This window comes from Nocardia sp. NPDC057272, from assembly GCF_042668615.1.
Taxonomy (GTDB): domain Bacteria; phylum Actinomycetota; class Actinomycetes; order Mycobacteriales; family Mycobacteriaceae; genus Nocardia.
In genome coordinates this window covers 22,319-41,538 of the sequence record NZ_JBHUYK010000005.1, presented here as the reverse complement: position 1 = coordinate 41,538, position 19,220 = coordinate 22,319, and the positions used below count along the sequence as shown (strand labels likewise).

Sequence of the window (19,220 nt, the reverse complement as noted above, 5' to 3'; positions counted from 1 at the left end):
CGAAAACCGGGTGAACCCTGGGCGCCCGCCGCTCTACGATCACCTCATGTCCTTGCGCACCGTCCCCGAATCGATGGACCCGGCCGTGGTGGCCGCCGTCGACGCAGAGCTCGATCGGGTGGCTGCCGAGCACAGTGTGTCCATCCGTCTCGCGATCGAAAGTGGCAGCCGTGCTTGGGGTTTCCCCTCGCCCGACTCCGACTACGACTGCCGTTTCGTCTATGTGGCCGGCCTGGAGACCTACCTGTCCCCCTGGCGCACCCGCGACGTGATCGAAACGCCGCTGATCGGGCTGCTCGACGTGAACGGCTGGGATCTGGCGAAGGCGCTGCGCCTGCTGGTGGCGGGCAACGCCGTGCTCGTCGAATGGTTGATGTCGCCGATCGTCTACCGCGGCGACGCGGCGTTTCGCACCCGGCTGCGCGAGGTCGCGAGGGAGGTGGCCGATCGCGACCGGATCGCTCGGCACTACCTGCACCTGGGCGCGCGCCAGTGGGCGCTGTTCGAGCGCAACGGCGGTTTGAAGAAGGTGTTCTACGCGCTGCGACCCGCGATGGCGCTGCGCTGGTTGCGTGAGCACCCGGGTGCCGCGGTGGCGCCGATGCACCTGCCGACGCTGCTCGCCGAGTGCGAGTTGCCGGTCGACCTGGTGGCGGCGATCACCGAACTGACCGATCTCAAGTCGAAGACGAGAGAGATGGGTTCGGCCGCCCCGCCGGCGCTGATCACGGCGTTCATCGACGCCGAATTCGACAGGGCCACCACGGAATTCAGCGCCCGCGGGCCACGTGATCTCACCGCATCGATGGCCGTCACCGGCGAGTTCTTCCGCGCCGAGGCGCTGCGGTGACTACCCCCGGATAGCAGAAACTCCGCACCAACTGGTGCGGAGCTTCACATTCGTACGCTGGTCAGCGCAGAATCAGATGGCGCGAACGTCCTGAGCCTGGGGGCCCTTCTGACCCTGACCGACCTCGAACTCCACGCGCTGGCCCTCTTCGAGGGACTTGAAGCCGGAGCCGCCGATCGCGGAGTAGTGAACGAAGACGTCCGGGCCGCCTCCGTCTTGGGCGATGAAGCCGAAGCCCTTTTCGCCGTTGAACCACTTAACAACACCCTGTGCCATTTCAAAAACCTTCTGTAGATGAGCTAGGTCCTAATAGTCCGGCCCTGGTCTCGGTGTCCACCATGCCATGATCCGACGAATTCGGCCACATCGCACAGTGCAAAGTGTGCGAACTGTGAGGAAGGCAACCCCCAGATCCTGCCAGCAGCCGCTGGCAGGGACGTGACGCGGCCCGGTTTCGGGGTGGATGCTCGCCGTATGCCGAGGTAGTTGCTCCGCGGATGCCGGATTAGCTGGGAGCGCACACCAAACCGACTGGAACGCTTCACCATCGAGCGCTCTACGCTATAGGGACATGTCATCGTCAGCAACCCTAGACATTTTCGAGAAACCCAGTACGGCAAATTCTCTACCAGCGTATTTTCCGAGATCGTGAGGGATCGCACGCCTCGCCGAGAAATCACGCTAGGAGTAGACGGTGCTGGATATCAACCATTTCACTTACGGCTGGGTGACCCCCGTGCTGGCCTATGTCATGTCGGTCGTCGGGTCGATGCTGGCGCTGCGTTGCATGGTTCGCTCGCGCGCTTCCGGCATGCACGGCGGTTGGCTCACAGCGGCCGCGATCGCACTCGGTGGCACCGGTATCTGGGTCATGCATTTCATCGCGATGCTCGGTTTTTCGGTACGCGGCGTGACCATCCGTTACAACGTTCCCGTCACCTTGTTCAGCGCCGCCGTCGCCATGGGTGTGGTGTGGCTCGGATTGTCCATCGTGGTGCGCCGCAGCTGGGACAGCGCCGCATTACCGGTCGGCGGCACGATCACCGGGCTCGGCGTCGGGGCCATGCACTACGCGGGCATGTACGCGATGAAAACCGACGCCGAGATCATCTACGACCCCGTCGTGGTCGCCGCGTCGCTCGCCATCGCGGTGGTGGCTTCGATCGCGGCGCTGTGGTTCGCCCTGCACATCCACGGCATCGTCGCCACCATGGGCGCGGCCCTGCTGATGGGCGTGGCCGTCACCGGCATGCACTACACCGGCATGTTCTCGATGAGCGCGCACACCAGCGCTCACGTGGCCCATGCCAGCGGCGCCACCGCGGCCCAGCTGCTCACACCCCTGATCATCGGCATCAGCATGGTGACCATGATCCTGCTGATGCAGGTCGGCATCACCGAAGCCGAGGACCCCAACCTCACCCGCCCCGTCCACGGTCAACGCGCAAGCCGCTTCTGGCCCAGCGGCCAGAACTGAAACCTGTCGTACCCCGCCGGCCGCACCGCCTCACCGATCAGCTGCTGATCCTGAGCGCGGTCGTCTCACTGGCGGCAACGGGACTCGCCGCCTACGCGGTGGCTGTCTTCTGATCACCCGGCCCGCACATCGTGCGCTTCGGGTCCGCGCCGGGTCTCGGTGACGGTGTATTCCACGCGCTGACCGTCGCGCAGCGTACGGAAGCCCGCACCGGCCAGCGCGGTGTATTCGACGAACACGTCGGGTCCGCCGGCGTCGGGAGTGATGAATCCGAATCCCTTGCCGCTGTCGAACCAGGTGACGATCCCGCTCGGCATCCACCGACCTTCCGACTCCTGTGCCTGCCAACCTGATTCGCTAATCGTCGCATGCCGGTGCCCGCGACACGACCGGCATTCGATTCGAGGAGCCGATCGCCCGGTGCCGAAGTGGATATGCTCCGGACACGGTCCGACCGGACCGGGTCAGCCGCGAGAACGGGGATTCGGTGCAGCCTTCGACCGTTCGCTGCGCGGCCGAAACCGTCACGATCTTCGTCGCCACCTCGGTGGCGGCGCTCGCGATCATGTTGCCGATCAGTTTCGCGTCGTTGGCGGAATCGCTGCACGTCGACCTGCTGGTGTTCAACGTTCCGCGGGCGATGACCGGTGCGGCGTTCATCGCGGTGATCACCGCCGCCGTCACGGTGGCGATCGGCAGCGTGCGAACGGCCCGCTGGACCGCGCTGATCGCCCTGGTCGGCATCTTGGTGAACCATCTCGCGTTGATCCCGGACAGCGCCGATGGCCACCTCGATGTTCTGTCGCTGCCCACCCTGAACTTCATCGACGCACTACTGGCGGGGGCTGTCATCGGCGCGCTCGCGGTCGCGGTCTGGAACGAACCGCTCCTGCGCACCGTCTATCTGTTCGGCACGCTCGGCGGCACCATCCTCGGCGACCTCACCCAGTCGCCCACCGACCCGAACTCCGACGGTTTCAGCGGTGCGCTCGGCGGCGCACTGCCCCTGTGGTTCATCGCCGCCAGCGTGCTCGCGCTCGCGTACTTCGCGCTCACCACCGTGGCCACGCCCCGCTGGACCACCGAAACCGCCATTCCGCTGGCGCCGGTGTTCTCCGCCGTCGTCTCCTACACGACGACCATCATCACCGCGCTCGCCGTGGCATCCCACAAGACCAGCGCCCCCTATCTGATCGTCGCCTCGGTCGTCGCCATCGCGGCCGCGGTCGCCGCCGCGATGATCCTGCCGGGACGCGACGGGATCCTTGTCCTGCTGATGAGCAGTTTCTCGGTGGCGGGCAGCCTCGTCATCACACTGCCGCGCTCCGGCTGGGTCGATCTCGCCACCCTCGCCGCCACCGCCGCCGGCCTACTGATCGGCATCCGCACACCGCGTCCGCTGCTAGCCGCGACGAGTGTGCTCGCCCTGGCCTGCCTCGTCCTGGCCGCCGACATCTTCTCCCCACCCGCCACACTCACCGCGGCCCTCGGATGTCTCGCCCTCGGCGCGGTCGCCGGGTATTGCCTCGGCACGGCGGTTCCACAAAGCCCCACGTCCGGGACCGTCGGCCTGGCGATCCTGTTCGTGCCCTCGATCGGTGTCGCCTTGAGCGACACCGACTTCGGTCACCTCGCCTATTCGTCGTCCTGGTACCGCACCACCGACGTCGACCGCGGGATCGGCCCCGGCGCGGTCGCGATCGCCGTGGCCCTCGGCTGCGCGATCGCCGTCCTGGCCCTGATGCGCCTGCGCTCCGAGCCCGCGGAAATCGTCAGCCCCTAGCCGAATCCCAGCCGTATTCCGAGAACGCTTCCCCTGTCATCACCTTGCCGATGCCGACCCGGCAGTAGTCGACGATCTCCTCAGGCAAGCTTTCTGGCTCGAACCATGCCAGTTCCGAACATTTTTCGGGCTCCCGGTTGGCGACCGCGCCTGTCCAGCGTCGTACGGTGAAGAACATCTGGACCCGCCCGTCGCTGTACAGCACATGCGCGAATTCCACCTCCCGAGCGTCGATCTCGACCCCCACCTCCTCGCGAGCCTCCCTGATCAACCCGCCCACCGCCGACTCGCCCGCCTCCAGATGTCCCGCCGGCACATGGAACAACCCGTCGCCGAATCCCGTGTTCACCCTGCGCCCCAACAGCACCCGCCCCTGTGCGTCGACCAACACCAGATGAACCCCCACGAGCACCCGGTACTTCTCCACTGTCACCCCTCCTGATCGAATTGTCCACCCAAGAACTTCGAGACCGCCGCTGTTACAGATGTTTTCGGGGTATACCCACATCATGAGTTTCCCGGTTTCCTTCGGGTTCGCCCAGGTCGGTCTCCTGGCATTGATCGCCCTCGCAGTCGCCCTACTGGTCATGGCCGCACTGGCCGCCACCCGCCGTCGCGGCCCCAAAGCCGTTCTCGGCCGCGCGGTCCCCGGCGCCGCCCTCCTGCTCGTCGCGGTCCTCCTACTCTGGATCGCCACCCTCCTGCAGACCTATCTCGGCCTCACCGGCGAGATCAAGGCCGCCCACGTAGTCGCCAAACCCGTTGCCGGCCAAGAACACCAACTCGATCTCGTCCTCACCCAGTTCGACGAAGACGGAAACGCGAGTGAGCCGACAACCCATCGCATCGAGGGCGACATGTTCGCCCTACAGTCCAACATCGTCGAACTCGAACCATGGGTCAACGCCCTCGGCTTCCACTCCGGCTACAAACTCAGCCGCCTGTACGGCCAGCGCCTCGACGGCAAATCCCCCACCCAAGACCAGACCTTCCTCAACGGCGGCGACCGCGACTTCTTCGAAGACATGAACAAAAACCGCTGGTACACCAGCCCTTTCATCCGCTCCGCCTACGGCAACGCCACCATCGCCACCCCCGGCGAATACGACGTCTACATCTCCCGAGACGCCATCAAAGTCCGCCAGACGAACTGATCCCCGGAACGGACCCGGTGATCCCTTCATCAGCCGGCGGCGCGGCCAACACGTTCTGCGGCAACCACGGCCCGTCCCCGAATGGGAGTTCACCACTGCGAACCCCCAGGTCTTTTCGAGCGCATTCGTAGAAGGCATTCCGCTTATGACCTGCCGCCTCATAGGCGCGCAGGTAGTCGTCATGCCCCATCTCGCGACCCATCGCTACGAGACTGAGCTCCCACACCGCTTTGTTCCACAGACGTGCAGCAGCAACAGCTTCGGGCGATCCGAGCAGCAACACCATCTCCCACTTCAGCGTCTTATCGGACTCGGCCTCGGCCAGGAGCTGCGCACCTTCCTCTGCCGAAAGCGGCTGCCCTGCTTGCGGAAACCCCCTCCCCGCGACCATCCGCTGCGACACCACCGCGAAATGCTTCAGCGAGTGAGCGAACTCGCTGTACGCAACGAGCCGCCGGTCATCCCATCAGCGCACCAGCGATCCGGCACTGCACTTCCGGATCCGGAGACGCTCACGTATGTATTTGGGCGTATCAACGATGTTCTGCCTCGTCTCGCACGAATGTAATTGGTCCATGACTGAACGCGATATGGCCATGATGTACGCAGCACACGACGCGTTCCGGCGCGATCTCCGAGCGCTGGCCAGCGCCCCGGACCGTGAACGCTGGACGCAGTTTCACACCCAACTATCCGTCCACCACACCGCGGAGGACGTCGTGCTCTGGCCGAGTCTGCGGCGCCGCGGCGTGAACGCGCAATTGGTCGAGGCGATGGCCGCAGAACACGACCGCATCGACCCACTCCTCGCCCAGGTGGACCGGGCCTTCGATAGCGCGGGACCGGACGCCGCGCGACCGACGCTCGGGGCACTGTCCGAGCTGTTGCACAACCACCTGCGCCACGAAGAGCAAGAAACACTGCCATTGATCAACGACCGAGAGTGGTCGCTACTCGACCGAGAAATGCGCCGCCGAATCGGACTCCGAGGACTCCGTCCGTATTACACGTGGCTGCTGCAGGATGTGGAGGGTGAACGCCGCCGCAGCGTTCTGTCCACAATTCCCCGCCCACTCCGGCTGGTGATCTCGTAGACGAATAGTTATTGACCAGCCCTGCCACCCAGACACCCCGACGACACGGTGGAACTCAGCCGAAAAGCTCTTCCGCGCGGGTTGCGGTGACCGCTTGCAACAACCACGCGTTGAGTTGATCGACGTCAGTGGTGTCGGCAAGCAGCTTTCGCTGGTCTGCGGAGAGCTCGATTCCACGGCCGGTCAGCACCGAGCGTGCGACCCCCTGACCGAGCCCCTGCTCCCGACCCTGCTCCCGACCTTCCTCCAAGCCCTGCTCGAATCCTTGCTCACGCCCTTGAGCGCGGAGCCGCTGAGCAGATTCCGAACGGAAGAACGACAGATCCGTGTCCATTTTGTCCCTCCAGAGCTGGGCGGCGTCGGTATGCGAAATTCCCTGTTCGATCAGTTCGGCGTAGATCTCGGTCATCGTCGCACCTCCGCGGGCGGATAGCCCTGGTGATCGGGTACCCCGTCCGCCCGGATCGTCGAGATCGTCGGCCGCTACGAACCGGACACATTGGTGGGCAGATTTATTCAACGCGCAGGGCAGGAAATCTTGGTTCGCTGCGACAATAATCGAACAAGCGAAGGCGAATCAGCCGAGATATGGATAGCTTCCGGACAGGAAGTCACCGATCTGCTGCCGCATGCTCGGGTGGATGTCATAGGCGCCCAGGTCATCCGGGGCGACATACACCACGCCATCGGCTTCATCATTGATCGTCGGTTCACCTGAAACCGGTCGCCCGATGTAGGTGTTCTCATACTGCTGCCGCACCTCACCGTCGCTGTAGGCCACAATGTGGTGGGGATTGCTGTAAATACCCAGGAATCCCGTGATCTCAGCTGTGATGCCCGTTTCCTCCTTGCATTCCCGGATCGCACATTCGGCCGCGGTTTCGCCGAAGTCCATGGCTCCGCCGGGCAGCGCCCACTGCCCGGTATCACGTCGCCGCTGTAGCAGGATCGCCCCGGCGCCATCGACAACCACTAAATTGCAAGCCACCACAAGCGAATTCGGCTTCGGCGCCTTCGGATCGTGGTAGTACTCGATTCTGCCCATACTCGGCCCCTTCGGTGGCGCGGTCAATCGCGCGCTCGTCGCATGCTATTGCCACGCCATCAACATCCGAAAGGGCGGGTCGGATTGCCGCCGTTCGGCAGACAGCGAACGTCTCCGCCGTGGCCCCTAGATCATATGACGTTGGACAACCAAATTTTGGATCGCGTCGCGGACGTTCAGTCACGCCCGGACGGAGCCTCGGCAACCACACGGTGCGCTAGCGCTTGCAAAGCAGACTCGATCAATTTCCGAGTCAGCTCGGACTTCTGCCACCTAGATAGGACCTCGCATAGGTCATCTGGTCATCGACGGTAATGACGTCGCAAGTGCGGACGAGCAGGTCGGGGACATCAGTGCCGAGATGTCGACGGTGGGGTGTGAACACGGCTTCGGCTTTGGTCCGCTGAGCAATGCCGATCAGCTCGCTCATCGGGTTCTGGGTTCGAGCGTCGAATACGATCGTCTTCGCGAGGTCGTATCCGAATCGCTTTGCCAGTGAACGAAGTCGGATCTCATCCCAGTTCTGCGCGGATCCGGAGAGATCGGAGCGCAGGTATCCGATCGCGACCGGTTTCATCCGGCGAAAGCCGATCGGGGCACGTCGAGCATGGCCTGACCGGTCAGGGTAGCCGTGTACGCACTACCACAGGGCGATAGTTCCCAAGCGGCCCGGTAGGTGACCTGGCGGAGTAGTCCGTTGAGGTGGAGGGTGCGCAATGCTCGCCTGGTTCGGCGGATGGACAGCGCTGTAACGGTTGCGATCTGGCGGTCGGTGAGTTGTCCGCCGGGTTGCAGGATGCGAAGGACGAGTGCTTGGTCGACCGTGGGCATCGTTGTCTCCCTGAAATGCATCTTCTTCTCACATTTGCCCGCGTAGCCTGGCAATACGACGTTGGAAGAGGGTGGACGAGAACGTCTTCCAGCGTGGCGGGCCTGGCGGGTTCCGAACAGCGCCGAGCCCGATACGAAGGTGGTATGGACCCGATCCGTCGATTACCAAGAAGGGCGAGGGGGCGACGATGATCGTCGGCAGGTGGACGGCAGCACATGTCCGGGCGCTCCGGGTGGATGCACTGAGAGAGCCAGCCGGCATTCGCCGAGCGACTGGGCTTCGAGGCCGCCACGATTCGTAAGTGGGAGTACCGGGCAACCGAGTCAAAGCCGGTTCGTGGCGCGTCAGCGGCCGCGCTCGACACACAACTTGCTCGACTTACCGCCGACCAACTTCACCGAATGGAGTTGGCGCTCACAGCGCTGGACACAGAGAGCGAGGACGACGTGAACCGTCGGCAATTCGGAATCGCAACCACCGCGAGCGCGGCCTCGCTTGTCGGCCCCGCAGCCAGCCGCGGCCCAGTGGTGGAACGACCGCGAATCGGACTCTCCGAGGTGCGAGCATGGATCGAGTACACCGAGGAACTCGAACAACGCGACCAGCGGGAAGGAGGAGCTTGGTTGGTGAAAGCCGCGAGCTCCGCGTTGGCCCATGCCCGTCGCGAGGTTGACGAGAGCCACTGTGATCAGGCAACAGGCGCGGCGGCCGCCAGCGCGGTGGGCAACCTCGCCGTCACTACAGGATGGCTGGCATACGATGCCGATCAACACGCATTGGCCCGGTCTTGCTATCGCACAGCCCTAGAGATGTCCGTGCGCTCCGGTGATGATGAACTCGCCGTTCACGCTCTGCTCTATTCGGCGAACCAAGATATCGCGCTGTCCCGTCAAGGCATGGGCAATCCGCATCTGGCGCTGCAAAATGCGAGTCGGGCGGATCGTCTGGCACAGCATTGGAATCCTGGCCGAGTGCACGCACTGATCGCCGTCCGGCAAGCACAGGCGTGGGGGCAAGTCGGCAACCATGACGGATTCCGAACCGCGATGAGCAAGGCACACGCCGCGATGGATACAGCCTTGAACTCCGAGATTCTCGGGCGCTGTCCACGTTGGCTGCGCTTTGTCGATCCGCCGGAGTTGGCGTGACACGAGGCACGTGGCCACAGCGACCTCGGCGACTATCGGACCGCTCTAACCCACTACGAGCGCGCACTACAGGGTCAGAGCGTGCGCAACGAGGCGAACACCCGTGCCTGGCACGCGACAACTCTTGCTTCCGTGGGGGATACCCGTGAAGCACTCTCGACGGGTCAATCGGTACTAGACACTCTCGACGCGATCGGATCGACCCGCACTCTACGGACGATGGCACCGATTCGAGCGCTCCACGCCGCCAAGGACTCTGGATTCGCCGACCGCTACGACCAACTCGATCGGAGTGTTCTCACAGCGTGAACGGACTGCATTTCACCCACTACTCGGCTGCCGCCTCGCGCCAATACCGCAGCGTTGTGGAAGACATCTACCGCCGGTCCTACCGCGAGGCTATCGACTCGGGGCATACCTTCGATTCACCGGAGGCTTTCATGCACCGTTTCGACGCCTACACCGATCCAACACGGGAGAGCGGCATCGAACTCGTCATCGTCTACCTGAACGATGTCTCGATCGGCCAGACCTGGGGCTGGCCGCTGACGCCCAACACCGCATGGTGGGATGGCCTCACCCTCGATGGTCCCCTCGCTGCCAACGGAGATTTCATTCGTGAGAGCGGCACAAGAACTTTCGCGCTGAGCGAGATCATGGTCGACCAATCTTATGCAGGTCGCGGCCTTGCCCATCGTCTACACGACGAATTGCTCGCAGGCCGCACCGAAGATCGCGCGACGCTGCTGGTCGAGCCGGAGAACGACCGGGCGTACGCCGCGTATCGCCGGTGGGGTTGGGCCCGCGTAGGACGTCTGACCCCGTCGTGGCCGGACGCACCGACCTTCGATGTATTGCTGATGGCACTCGCCAGCCGGAACACCACCATTCGTGGCGCCGCGTCTACGTAGCTGACTGCCGGTCGCCGCGGTAGCCGACCCGGAGTCGAACTTCACCAACCACAGTCTCCAACTACAACTTCGATGAATACTTGGACCCCGCTCCGTACGGCCATATGTTGGTCGTCAGTGAGATCGAACCGGGGGGTGGTCACATCGACAACTTGCAGTCCGAATGAATCCTGTAACCGTTACTGATTCGGCGATTCACCTAGCTTCCGTCGGCCTGACGAGTGCGTATTTGTTGCGTTGTCAACCGAATCCGATCAGGGCAATGAATCCGAAGAGCGTGACTGCAACGTATGCGAATCGACTGTTCGGCCCAAAGCTCGTCGAGAAACATTCATCGAAATGCCCTTCTCCTGCACAGGATTTATGTCCATCCGGCGGCAGGTTACCAACCATGATGTCGACCCACCCGCCGCAGTCATGGGCAACCCGGCTCGACAGCGGCTCTCCGGGCGAGACCGACCACCTGGGTGAAGGTCTGCGGTCGACATCGTTCGGTTCCTGCATTGCCACAGATGTCAGAGCACAAGGATACGGTTCCAACTATGGGGATATCAGAGCTCACAAGGCCAGCGATTCTGACGGCGATCCGTGAGTACGACCAGATCGGACAGGACGCGTTCCTGGATCGCTATGGGTTCGACAAGGCGCGGGCGTTTCACCTGCGGTACGAGGGCAACCGTTACGACTCGAAGGCTGTCGCCGGAGCTGCTCACGGCTACCTCACGGGACGAAAGCCGCTGAAAGCCAGCGAGTTCAGCGGAGGGGAAGCCACGGTCGCACGGAAGCTGCGTGAGCTCGGATTCATAGTCCCGCCTCGCCGCTCGCCAGCGTGGGTTCGTGACGAGGTGATCCTTGCTTGCGACCTGGTCGCCCGGAATGGATGGCGACAGCTCGAGGACACCAACAACCAAGTGATCGAGTTGTCGGGTGTGCTACAGATTCTGCCGATCCACCCCTCAGACCTCCGAAGCGATACCTTCCGGAACCCCAACGGCGTAGCCCGAAAATCCGCGGACATCGCCTCGCAACACCCTGAGTACCCTGGCCGACCGACCAACGGCGGACGCACAGACAAGCTCGTCCTGCAGGACTTCCTCAACAGCCCCGACCAGATGCATGCCATAGCGACTCAGATCCGCGAGGCAGCGCTGTCCGGCGCGTTCAAGCAACTCCCCGTGCCTCAGGTCGGCGAGGAACACAGCACTGACCTGGGAACCGATGAAAACGACGGGTTCAGCTCGCGCGAAGGCAGCCTGCTTCGTCGCTGGCACTACACACGAGAGCGCGACAAGCGACTGAGAGATCGAAAGATCACCGAGTTCCTTCGCGATCACGACCGGGTGATCTGCGAGATCTGCGAGTTCGACTTCGAGACGGTCTATGGCGAACGAGGGTCTTGTTACACCGAATGCCACCATGTCACGCCGCTACATGTGTCCGGGGCCACCGAGACTCGAACAAGCGACCTCATCCTGCTGTGCGCCAACTGTCACCGCATGATCCACCGCAAGTCTCCTTGGCTGACGCCGGACCAGCTACGCGCCTTGGTCAGATCTGGAACCAAGTCCGACGCTAGATGATCGCACTACGTCAGCGTAGAGAATTCAGGCCATCGCGCTGACGAAGACCTGCGCTGCTCGGGATTCCACCTCAGTTGCAGGCACCCGGCCGCCGAACGACAGGTACCCGATCACCGTTTCCTTCGCGATCGCAAGCAACTCCTCGTCCAGCGCTCGACTATCCAGCGCCTCGAAGACCACGAACGGCGCCAAGCGTAGGAGTCGTTTGAGGAAGTCTCGAAGGACGTCTCGTTCGGTGAGGTCGGGGCCGGCGAAGTTCATCTGTTTCCAGGTCCGCAGGATCGATTGGATCAGGTGAGGGCTGCCGCCGAGCGCGGCGCGCCGGGCGTAAATCTGGTCGAATGCTGCTTCGCCGAGCACGTGGAGCGCGGTGTATGGGTCGGAGTCGGCGGGGGCATACACGAGTTGGGCTCTCCACCACATGCGCCCGAGGACGTGGCGGGTGAGATCAGAGCCCAGAACCCGATCGCCAGGGGGTTTCGGGTAGCGCCAGTGCGCGACATCAGGAAGAACGATCAGCGCTAGAAACGCCCAGATGTCGCCGGAGGCCGCCTCGGCGGGCGAAATTCGCATCTCGCTGTGCAGCGCCACGGCAAGCCGCAGATCGAAGCTGTTCTTCTGCTTGACATCCGGTGGTTCCGGAAACCCGGAATCCTTGGCCAAGTCGACGACGATGTCGCGCAGGAGTTGGAGCTTGGACTGCTCGATCCGGGTACCACCGGTTGCGACGAACACCGCGGAGCTGTCGGCAAGCGACCAACGACTGTTCAACTCGATCGGACCGAGTTCCTTGTATTCCGCGGCAAGGGGTTTCGCGCGGTGACGAAGAAGTCGCGGATAGAGGAGCGTCATGCGACCCCCTCGAAAATCTTTACCGCTGCTTGCAATTGTGAAGCGAAGAGGTTCGGGGATTCTTGCGCGGCGAGCCGGATGTCGGTGATGGACCGGCCGGGGAACAGGCGACCGAACAGCTCCTGCAGAGTGGCTCCCAGAGTCTCGTCAATATATGTTGCGTCGTCGTCGAATTCGCTGATTCGCAGCGCGTGGTCGACCATGGTTCGTGCCACATCTGCGTACAGCATCGACAGCGCCATCTTGTCTTGCAGTCGAGGACTTCCTGCCCGCTGCAATGCTTCAGCGATCAGCGTCTTCTTTTCATTGACCAGCAGCAGCAGTGACCCCATCGTGGCGACATCGAGGTCTGTACCGATCTCGAGGTGCCAGGCGGCATCACCGGGGTAGTTGGTTTGCTCGAAATCGACAATAGCGATGGGGAACTGAGGAGCGTCACCCTGCAGCCGGATCTGCGCACGATCGCTCCACAGCACCGATCCTGCACGACGGGGCGCGACGGGCCGATCGGTGCCATGTCTGCGGCGCGCCAGAACCAGTACGGTGTCGAGCATCAATACGCCACCCAAATCTGCTCCGACTAGATCCGCCCGCAGCTCGACCTCGCCGTTGGCGGGGACGATGACTCGTGACACCGTTCCGCGCAGCTTGGATCCGGTGGATGTCCAGACTGCTGCCAACGCCACCTCGGTACCGGGTGCGAGCATCGACTCGGCCAGCGCTCGCTCGAGATCGATGCGAACGATCCTTCGCAGCGGCAGGTTCGTCTGGTAGTCCCAGTGCGGGAGATGATCCGGCAATGGGATCTCCTCATCGCCGATCGTCAGTAGCCACTCCCCCGCCCGGATCACGCCGGCAGTCGGCTTCTTATACGGCAGAACACGATTGGCCATCAGCTGACCGCCTCGGTGTACAGGACGATATCGGTCATCGTGTCCGGGGCGGGCTTGACGATCACCTTCCACACACCGCCGTCGCCACCCTCGATGACGTACCTGGGTGTCGTGTGGACCTCACCATGCGGGTCTTCCCAGCCCACGAGGCCAGGCATCTCGGCGCCTATGGGCGGGTCCATTTCGAGCCCACCTTCACTGTTCAACGCAACAGCAACGTCCGCGCTGACCCGCTGGGCGATCGGCACCGGCAGCTTGAATCGCTGCACTACAACGCCATGCCCCCAGAGCTCGTCAGGTTCGGGATCACCGACGTACTCGATCTTGGGCCGACGACGACGGGCAGACACCTGCCTCGCAGCCTGTCCCGGCTGGTGATCGGCCGCTTCACCGACTCGAGCGCCGCCGTCTGACACGGTGGGTTCGCCCGAGCCGCCGGACTCGAACACTTCCGAAGTGTCGAGGTCATCGGACTCTGCGGGATCGTCTCGCCTCCCGCTAGGCCGCCGTTTCGGTGCAGCTCGCGGCGGTGGCGCGGTATCGCCGGGCCTGCCGTAGTCGGTTGCCGACCCGATGCCCCAGACACCACCGACGAGGGGTGACAGGCGGTCACTTGCCGCACCGAGGGATACTTGCGCAACCTCGACGCCGGCGCTTCCGCGGGGCCCGATGACCTTGTCGATCTCTTCCTTCATCCGTGTGAATGTCATTTTCACGAACGAGTACTCGGGGTGATCGAGCGTCTGATAGTTCCAATTGTCGTGCGTCGGCGGCTCGGCCTTCGCGTACGCATCGTCGAGTTCTCTGTCCGCACGGAAAACCCCTGCATAAGCTGAGATTTCACTGGCAGGCTTCGGTCCTGGCCAATAGGTGACCACGAGCTCGGCCGGTCGCATCAGGCACACGTGATGCACCATGCCGGTTTCGAAACCAGCCATGTGTTCGGCGTTGCTAGGTTCGAATCGAAGCGCAACCGTCTGATGCAATCCGAAGCGTCCGAGCAGCTTCTTGGGCCGCCTGCAGTGGAGCTCGTCGGCACCGCTGCCGACCATCTTCCGGTAGGCCTCGACGAACAGCTTCAGGGTCTTCATTCGGGCTGGATCAGGGACCGGGTACTCGATGCCGTCACAGGTCACCGAGAACCGCATCGGCGGCACACCGAAGCTGTCGGGCAGCATTTTCGGCCACAACTGGTACACGATGGTCTCTGCCAGGTACCGAGCAATATCGGACGGTTCACTGCCGTCCAGGTTCGGATCGAGGATCGAGATCGTCGTTCCGGTTTCGGACGCCCCGAACGGGCGAAGACCCAACTTGCGCGCCATCGCGTCGGCCGCATCCCCGACCAATGGCTCGATCACGTCACCTGATGCGTCTCCCCACCAGTGCCGCCCGGTGTAGCGGCGTTCACGGTCGCCTTCCTTGGCGTCGTAGCTCTTCCATAACGCGGCAGCCATCAGGCGGGTCTCGTATTTCCCCTGGTACTGGCAGCGGGTGTGTACGAGGATCGTGCCTGACCCCGATGCGAGATAGAGGATTCCCTTGCCGAAGCCATAGGTTCCGCCACCCAATGCCCGGTCGCGTGGCTCGCCGATATTACGAAGAAATGCTACGAAATCGCGGCCTTGGTCGGTGACCGCGTCAGCTCGTGTCGGTCCACCGAGACCACGCGTGCCCCGATCGGAGATCGACAGCACACGAATCGTGGGCTGTTGCAGCGCATCTCGCAACGGTAGCCGCTGCTTGGCGGGCGCCTTGCGCAGAAGGTTGTCGCGCCATGCAGGCGCATCGGCCGCACTGACAGTCTGCAGGTCGATGCGATAGTCCACGGGAATTCCGTCTCCCTGGCGCGCGTCCCAACTGTTCTGTGCCGATTCGCGGACCAGGATCGTCAGATGATCCAGCTCGGGCTTACCCAGCTGATTCCTGATACCTTCCGCAGCGCTCGCGCCGTCGGGTGGAAATGGTTGGGAGACCCAGGCAGGTGCCGTCATCGGGATGCCTCGAGCATTACCTTGATATACCTCTCGACGTCATTGGCTTCCATCGGAGCAGGTGACTCGCCGGACAGGTCGATCGTGTAGTCGACATTGCGGACGTTGGTGGAGATCGACGCGGCCGCCAGATCTACGGTCGTGAGCCTCGGGAAGGCGACATCGACGTTATACCAACGGTGTTCGTTGATCGAGTACCGCGAATGTACGTAGTGATCGTTATCGGCGGCGCGATAGCCGACAGCCGCAAGGCGCGTGAGGATCTCGCTCTCGTCGTCGGAGAGATCCAGCACACGCTTGATCAGTTCGAGGAAACCTATACCGCCCTGGACGTCGGTCTCCAGCCGCAACCACACCAACCCCAAGATGCCGCCGAGCGGTGGCTCCAACTGGTCTAGGCCGTGGATACGTACCGATCGCCCATCCGGATTCGTCGTGGTCTTCACCTCGAGCGCGCCTACGCTCGTGGCGAAGTCGTGCCGGTGGCCAGTCGGCCCCTTCCACAGCTGGATCGCACCGCTGTCATGCTCGAGCAGTATCTCCAGCACCACCAGTTCACCGAAGAGTCCGGCGAGCTGCTGTGTCCCCAGTGGCGGCCCGGGATTGAGAAACAGAGCGCGCCAGCGATCGAGGACGCGGTACAGCACCTTCACCGGGTTTCCCGAAGACTCCTCGGTGGCAACGAGAATGTCTGCGCACAGGGTCGCAAAGATATCGTTCAAATCCCGACGGAGGCAGGTGAGATCAGCGTAGTCCTGCACTCGCCCATCGTGTTCCAACGTTCGCTTGCGCAGCTGCAGAACCGGGCCGTTGAGACCCTTCCGCACGACCTGGTGCGCACCGATCGGCACGAGCAGATGGCGGCTTCCTTCGCTGTCCAGGCCTGCGGCCAATGACCCTTTCGCAGTCAGGACCGGAAGATCGGACACAGTGACGACGGATGCTTCGGCGCTCGGCCTCCGTTCCAGGCGCCGCCACTGATCGTCGAGAACTTCCTTCAGATCGTTCAGCATCAGATGTCCTCGGAGTCGAGGAGGCTGAAGTCCTCCTCTTCGATCTCGACACCAGAAAGATCAGCAGAAATGTAGTCGGATTCCCAAGCAACAGTGCTGTCGTCGTTGGCGGGCGATGGGAACACGAGGCCGACACCGATCACATGTTCCGGCGCGTTCAGTGGCTTGCGTTTGTCCTTGGACGGCTCGGGTTCCGACACCTTGTCGATCGGATACAACACCACAAGACCGGCATCTGGCTGCTGCGCCTTGCGGGCTTTGGCGATGTCGCCTTCTTTTGTGGCAGAAGTGATCCCGTCGAGGTCGAGGCCCGCGTCTCGGCGGCTCATCAACGTCTTGATATCCGTATGGTCGATACCGGATGCGAATTGCGAACGAACGATCCGGCCCACACTGACTCCTGGCGCGAAGTCGAACAGGTTCTGCTCTACTGCGGCTGGTTTGCCAACGACTGCAATGTTCCACCGCCGCAAGGTGCCTGCGTTGCGGATTCGTTTCTCGATGTACCCGCTCATCAGTTTCGCGTCACATTCCTGCGACTTCTCGTGGAACTGATAGTTGCGCAGGAAGTCCAATATGAACTCGCTCGGCACGTCGCGAATCAGGTAGCGACCGTCCACGCCGTTTCCTTCGGCTCGACTGCTCCCGAGCGCCGCCTTCACGAGCGCCCGCGCCGCCGCCTGGTTGCCCAGCAGCCAGTCGGCGTCTTTGCGGAAGTATCGGGTCTGAACTCGTTGCCCGCCGTAGGACGACAGCGCCGACACAGCATCCTTCATCTTCGCTGCAGCTGTCACACGGAGCGACGGATGTGTCCGCAGCCGCACCGCGAAGGTCATCGGAGTCTTGCCCTCGGTCATGTAAACGTCGATGTCGCGGCGCATCTCGGTCTCGACCGTCGCGAGATGACGGAACCAATCCTCGAGTTCTTCGGTCATCCAGATGCGCGGCAGATCCGCGTATCCGTTCCGGTAGCCGAACCATCGCCCCATCTGTAGGAGGGTGTCGTAGGTGGAGACCGTCCGAACGAAGTAGCTGACCGACAGGCCTTCCAGAGTAAGTCCGCGAGACAAAGTGTTGCCGCCCACCGCAATAGCGACAACCGGGCCGTTCTCGTAGTCGAGACGGTCAGTGCTCTCGGAGTTGTCCATCACAATCCGGCAATCACGCAGAACACCAGCCAATTCCGAGGCGAGCTCATCGAATGAGACCAGCTTCTCATCGAACTCGACAGCAGGTACCCTCGACGTCTCCTCGTCCCATAGGTCGCGTAGTTCGCGCCGCAAGGCGGAATCAGACAGATTGTTCGCGACCTTGGCACGCAGCAACATCAGTGGGTCACGGAAGCTGTTGTGGACAGCAGTTCGCACGCTGGTATGAATCAGCATGGTGCAGTGCGGATTTCCGCTACCGCGAATCCGACGGGCGGCCGTCGTCAGCCAAAAGTACAGAACGGCCCGCCGCAACGTGTCGGTGATCGACGGGTAGAAGTCTTCGGCATCTGCCCTGGTCTTCGGGCGAACGAGCGCCACGTCATCGTCGGGAACATTGCGGATCATGTCGTAGCCATCGTCGACGTCTGTCGGGTCCTCGCCATCGAGGGCATAGCGGCCGAACAGCACCTCGGTGCCGAAATGTCCGTGTGGTTTCGGCAGATTCACGATGAAGTGCTCTGGATAAAGATCGTCTGCTGATGGATCGATGAGCAGATTCGCAAACGGCGAGGCCGTGTACCCGACATAGGCGGATTTGGGTAGCGTGTTGAGGATTTGACGAATCAGCGGGTTGATCGACTTGGTCGCAACAGTCGCTTGGTCGGCCTCGTCGTCGATGATCAATGCGGGACAGTCTGACAGGTACTCCGAAGCGTCACCCAACCACTTGACCAGCTTGCGCAGCACCGTGGCGTTCTTCTTGACCACGCACAGCACATGGGTCTTGTTCGACTTCCCGAAGAAGCTAGCTGGGTTGGCAGTCGGCGAGAAATCGCGATCGAGGTCGGTGATCTGCGTCCACAGCGTCGGGTTCGGTTCCACCAGCTGCTGAATGAGTCGCGCCTGGGTCTGACGGCGCAGGCCGTTGTGGATGCCGGCCAATACGATGAATAGCTTGTAGCCGCGGTCAGCCGCCTTCGCCATCACTGCGGTGAAGTTGGTGGTCTTGCCGGACTGCACGTAGCCGACCACCAGACCCCGAGTGGAGAACTCGTTCTTCCGAGGATGCTGGAGCAACGACACGATCCGTGTCGACGAGTCGTCCAGACTGTTGATGGCCGGATCCCTCGGCCACCCCTGCTTGATGAGATCGTCCTCGATCGCCGGCCACAGCTTGTCATCCGGATGCGGTCCCGCATACCAGGTTTCGTAGTTGTCGATGACCACCGAGTGCGGCTCGCGCATCTCCTTGATCCGAACCATGTCCTCGTCGTAGCGCTCCATGATCCGCTTGATCACGTCTTCGGAGGCGAACAGCCGGAGCTTCTTGATCGCCTCGACAGGGGTGTCCTTGTCCAAGAACGACTTGAACACGTCGTACTGGCCATCGATCAGATCACTCATCGGAAGCTCCCACCTGCGCTAACCCTCGGTCGACGATGG

At 62.7% G+C, this 19,220-nt stretch carries 21 protein-coding genes; 8 read left to right on the top strand and 13 right to left on the bottom strand.

Going from position 1 to position 19,220, the window contains the following annotated elements:
* Positions 1 to 46: 46 nt before the first annotated feature.
* Positions 47 to 850 carry a DNA polymerase beta superfamily protein gene (locus ACFULV_RS09465; RefSeq protein ID WP_378655017.1) on the top strand — a complete coding sequence of 268 codons (804 nt, stop codon included), beginning with the start codon at positions 47 to 49 and terminating at the stop codon, positions 848 to 850.
* A gap of 72 nt (positions 851 to 922) precedes the next feature.
* On the opposite strand, the gene ACFULV_RS09460 is transcribed toward ACFULV_RS09465, so the two are convergent.
* Positions 923 to 1,126: a cold-shock protein gene (locus tag ACFULV_RS09460; RefSeq protein ID WP_056812000.1), complete on the bottom strand. Its 204-nt coding sequence runs from the start codon at positions 1,124 to 1,126 to the stop codon at positions 923 to 925.
* Positions 1,127 to 1,544: 418 nt separating this feature from the next.
* On the opposite strand from ACFULV_RS09460, the gene ACFULV_RS09455 reads away from it, so the two are divergent.
* Positions 1,545 to 2,327 (top strand): MHYT domain-containing protein, encoded by a 783-nt coding sequence (locus ACFULV_RS09455; RefSeq protein ID WP_378626292.1) that lies wholly within the window; start codon positions 1,545 to 1,547, stop codon positions 2,325 to 2,327.
* A 113-nt stretch (positions 2,328 to 2,440) separates the two neighbouring features.
* Here the strand turns inward: ACFULV_RS09455 and ACFULV_RS09450 are convergent, their stop codons facing one another.
* A complete protein-coding gene (locus tag ACFULV_RS09450) occupies positions 2,441 to 2,644 on the bottom strand; it encodes a cold-shock protein (protein ID WP_378626291.1) in 204 nt (67 codons plus the stop codon).
* Positions 2,645 to 2,814: 170 nt separating this feature from the next.
* Between ACFULV_RS09450 and ACFULV_RS09445 the strand changes: the two genes are divergently transcribed.
* Positions 2,815 to 4,110, top strand: a complete 1,296-nt coding sequence (locus tag ACFULV_RS09445; RefSeq protein WP_378655015.1) for a hypothetical protein — start codon at positions 2,815 to 2,817, stop codon at positions 4,108 to 4,110.
* Here ACFULV_RS09445 and ACFULV_RS09440 read toward each other — a convergent pair.
* Positions 4,100 to 4,621, bottom strand: coding sequence for an NUDIX domain-containing protein (locus ACFULV_RS09440; RefSeq protein ID WP_378655012.1), 522 nt, complete (start codon positions 4,619 to 4,621; stop codon positions 4,100 to 4,102). The genes ACFULV_RS09445 and ACFULV_RS09440 overlap by 11 nt on opposite strands.
* Here ACFULV_RS09440 and ACFULV_RS09435 point away from each other — a divergent pair.
* The gene (locus tag ACFULV_RS09435) at positions 4,620 to 5,264 is read left to right on the top strand and encodes a hypothetical protein (protein ID WP_378655009.1); all 645 of its coding nucleotides are present in this window, start codon (positions 4,620 to 4,622) and stop codon (positions 5,262 to 5,264) included. The two genes, ACFULV_RS09440 and ACFULV_RS09435, sit on opposite strands and share 2 nt — an antisense overlap.
* Here the strand turns inward: ACFULV_RS09435 and ACFULV_RS09430 are convergent.
* A complete protein-coding gene (locus ACFULV_RS09430; RefSeq protein WP_378655006.1) occupies positions 5,242 to 5,670 on the bottom strand; it encodes a hypothetical protein in 429 nt (142 codons plus the stop codon). The two genes, ACFULV_RS09435 and ACFULV_RS09430, sit on opposite strands and share 23 nt — an antisense overlap.
* A 169-nt stretch (positions 5,671 to 5,839) precedes the next feature.
* Here ACFULV_RS09430 and ACFULV_RS09425 point away from each other — a divergent pair, with 169 nt between their 5' ends.
* The gene (locus ACFULV_RS09425) at positions 5,840 to 6,358 is read left to right on the top strand and encodes a hemerythrin domain-containing protein (protein WP_378655003.1); all 519 of its coding nucleotides are present in this window, start codon (positions 5,840 to 5,842) and stop codon (positions 6,356 to 6,358) included.
* Positions 6,359 to 6,413: 55 nt separating this feature from the next.
* Here the strand turns inward: ACFULV_RS09425 and ACFULV_RS09420 are convergent, their stop codons facing one another.
* The 4 genes from ACFULV_RS09420 to ACFULV_RS09405 all read right to left on the bottom strand — a co-directional run bounded on the left by ACFULV_RS09420 (position 6,414) and on the right by ACFULV_RS09405 (position 8,234).
* Positions 6,414 to 6,767 carry a hypothetical protein gene (locus ACFULV_RS09420; RefSeq protein WP_378655001.1) on the bottom strand — a complete coding sequence of 118 codons (354 nt, stop codon included), beginning with the start codon at positions 6,765 to 6,767 and terminating at the stop codon, positions 6,414 to 6,416.
* A 168-nt stretch (positions 6,768 to 6,935) separates the two neighbouring features.
* Entirely contained in the window at positions 6,936 to 7,403 is a 468-nt protein-coding gene (locus ACFULV_RS09415) for an NUDIX hydrolase (protein WP_378654998.1), read from the bottom strand.
* 253 nt (positions 7,404 to 7,656) lie between these two features.
* Entirely contained in the window at positions 7,657 to 7,980 is a 324-nt protein-coding gene (locus ACFULV_RS09410; RefSeq protein ID WP_378654995.1) for a hypothetical protein, read from the bottom strand.
* Positions 7,977 to 8,234, bottom strand: a complete 258-nt coding sequence (locus ACFULV_RS09405) for a hypothetical protein (protein ID WP_378654992.1) — start codon at positions 8,232 to 8,234, stop codon at positions 7,977 to 7,979. Before ACFULV_RS09405 ends, ACFULV_RS09410 begins: the two co-directional genes overlap by 4 nt.
* 402 nt (positions 8,235 to 8,636) lie before the next feature.
* Between ACFULV_RS09405 and ACFULV_RS09400 the strand changes: the two genes are divergently transcribed.
* The 3 genes from ACFULV_RS09400 to ACFULV_RS09390 all read left to right on the top strand — a co-directional run bounded on the left by ACFULV_RS09400 (position 8,637) and on the right by ACFULV_RS09390 (position 11,874).
* Complete coding sequence (locus ACFULV_RS09400) at positions 8,637 to 9,383, top strand: hypothetical protein (RefSeq protein WP_378654990.1); 747 nt, start codon at positions 8,637 to 8,639, stop codon at positions 9,381 to 9,383.
* Between the two features lie 305 nt (positions 9,384 to 9,688).
* Positions 9,689 to 10,294, top strand: a complete 606-nt coding sequence (locus ACFULV_RS09395; protein ID WP_378654987.1) for a GNAT family N-acetyltransferase — start codon at positions 9,689 to 9,691, stop codon at positions 10,292 to 10,294.
* A 512-nt stretch (positions 10,295 to 10,806) separates the two neighbouring features.
* On the top strand, positions 10,807 to 11,874 hold the full coding sequence (locus ACFULV_RS09390; protein ID WP_378654984.1) for an HNH endonuclease: 1,068 nt from the start codon (positions 10,807 to 10,809) through the stop codon (positions 11,872 to 11,874).
* 24 nt (positions 11,875 to 11,898) lie between these two features.
* Here the strand turns inward: ACFULV_RS09390 and ACFULV_RS09385 are convergent, their stop codons facing one another.
* The 5 genes from ACFULV_RS09385 to ACFULV_RS09365 all read right to left on the bottom strand — a co-directional run bounded on the left by ACFULV_RS09385 (position 11,899) and on the right by ACFULV_RS09365 (position 19,181).
* On the bottom strand, positions 11,899 to 12,537 hold the full coding sequence (locus tag ACFULV_RS09385) for a DUF6339 family protein (protein ID WP_378654981.1): 639 nt from the start codon (positions 12,535 to 12,537) through the stop codon (positions 11,899 to 11,901).
* Positions 12,538 to 12,722: 185 nt separating this feature from the next.
* Positions 12,723 to 13,619: a hypothetical protein gene (locus ACFULV_RS09380; RefSeq protein WP_378654978.1), complete on the bottom strand. Its 897-nt coding sequence runs from the start codon at positions 13,617 to 13,619 to the stop codon at positions 12,723 to 12,725.
* Complete coding sequence (locus ACFULV_RS09375; RefSeq protein WP_378654976.1) at positions 13,619 to 15,613, bottom strand: hypothetical protein; 1,995 nt, start codon at positions 15,611 to 15,613, stop codon at positions 13,619 to 13,621. Before ACFULV_RS09375 ends, ACFULV_RS09380 begins: the two co-directional genes overlap by 1 nt.
* Positions 15,610 to 16,626 (bottom strand): PD-(D/E)XK motif protein, encoded by a 1,017-nt coding sequence (locus ACFULV_RS09370; RefSeq protein WP_378654973.1) that lies wholly within the window; start codon positions 16,624 to 16,626, stop codon positions 15,610 to 15,612. The genes ACFULV_RS09375 and ACFULV_RS09370 overlap by 4 nt, the downstream gene beginning before the upstream one ends.
* Complete coding sequence (locus ACFULV_RS09365; RefSeq protein WP_378654970.1) at positions 16,626 to 19,181, bottom strand: Z1 domain-containing protein; 2,556 nt, start codon at positions 19,179 to 19,181, stop codon at positions 16,626 to 16,628. Before ACFULV_RS09365 ends, ACFULV_RS09370 begins: the two co-directional genes overlap by 1 nt.
* Positions 19,182 to 19,220 lie beyond the last annotated feature (39 nt).

What these genes read in the sequence shown, in the direction of transcription:
- ACFULV_RS09425 (WP_378655003.1), top strand. Translation starts at nt 5,840, where the DNA reads ATGACTGAACGCGATATGGCCATGATGTACGCAGCACACGACGCGTTC.
- ACFULV_RS09390 (WP_378654984.1), top strand. Translation starts at nt 10,807, where the DNA reads ATGTCAGAGCACAAGGATACGGTTCCAACTATGGGGATATCAGAGCTC.
- ACFULV_RS09460 (WP_056812000.1), bottom strand. Translation starts at nt 1,126, where the DNA reads ATGGCACAGGGTGTTGTTAAGTGGTTCAACGGCGAAAAGGGCTTCGGC.
- ACFULV_RS09465 (WP_378655017.1), top strand. Translation starts at nt 47, where the DNA reads ATGTCCTTGCGCACCGTCCCCGAATCGATGGACCCGGCCGTGGTGGCC.
- ACFULV_RS09370 (WP_378654973.1), bottom strand. Translation starts at nt 16,626, where the DNA reads ATGCTGAACGATCTGAAGGAAGTTCTCGACGATCAGTGGCGGCGCCTG.
- ACFULV_RS09420 (WP_378655001.1), bottom strand. Translation starts at nt 6,767, where the DNA reads ATGACCGAGATCTACGCCGAACTGATCGAACAGGGAATTTCGCATACC.
- ACFULV_RS09380 (WP_378654978.1), bottom strand. Translation starts at nt 13,619, where the DNA reads ATGGCCAATCGTGTTCTGCCGTATAAGAAGCCGACTGCCGGCGTGATC.
- ACFULV_RS09440 (WP_378655012.1), bottom strand. Translation starts at nt 4,621, where the DNA reads ATGATGTGGGTATACCCCGAAAACATCTGTAACAGCGGCGGTCTCGAA.
- ACFULV_RS09410 (WP_378654995.1), bottom strand. Translation starts at nt 7,980, where the DNA reads ATGAAACCGGTCGCGATCGGATACCTGCGCTCCGATCTCTCCGGATCC.
- ACFULV_RS09375 (WP_378654976.1), bottom strand. Translation starts at nt 15,613, where the DNA reads ATGACGGCACCTGCCTGGGTCTCCCAACCATTTCCACCCGACGGCGCG.
- ACFULV_RS09415 (WP_378654998.1), bottom strand. Translation starts at nt 7,403, where the DNA reads ATGGGCAGAATCGAGTACTACCACGATCCGAAGGCGCCGAAGCCGAAT.
- ACFULV_RS09400 (WP_378654990.1), top strand. Translation starts at nt 8,637, where the DNA reads ATGGAGTTGGCGCTCACAGCGCTGGACACAGAGAGCGAGGACGACGTG.
- ACFULV_RS09365 (WP_378654970.1), bottom strand. Translation starts at nt 19,181, where the DNA reads ATGAGTGATCTGATCGATGGCCAGTACGACGTGTTCAAGTCGTTCTTG.
- ACFULV_RS09405 (WP_378654992.1), bottom strand. Translation starts at nt 8,234, where the DNA reads ATGCCCACGGTCGACCAAGCACTCGTCCTTCGCATCCTGCAACCCGGC.
- ACFULV_RS09450 (WP_378626291.1), bottom strand. Translation starts at nt 2,644, where the DNA reads ATGCCGAGCGGGATCGTCACCTGGTTCGACAGCGGCAAGGGATTCGGA.
- ACFULV_RS09435 (WP_378655009.1), top strand. Translation starts at nt 4,620, where the DNA reads ATGAGTTTCCCGGTTTCCTTCGGGTTCGCCCAGGTCGGTCTCCTGGCA.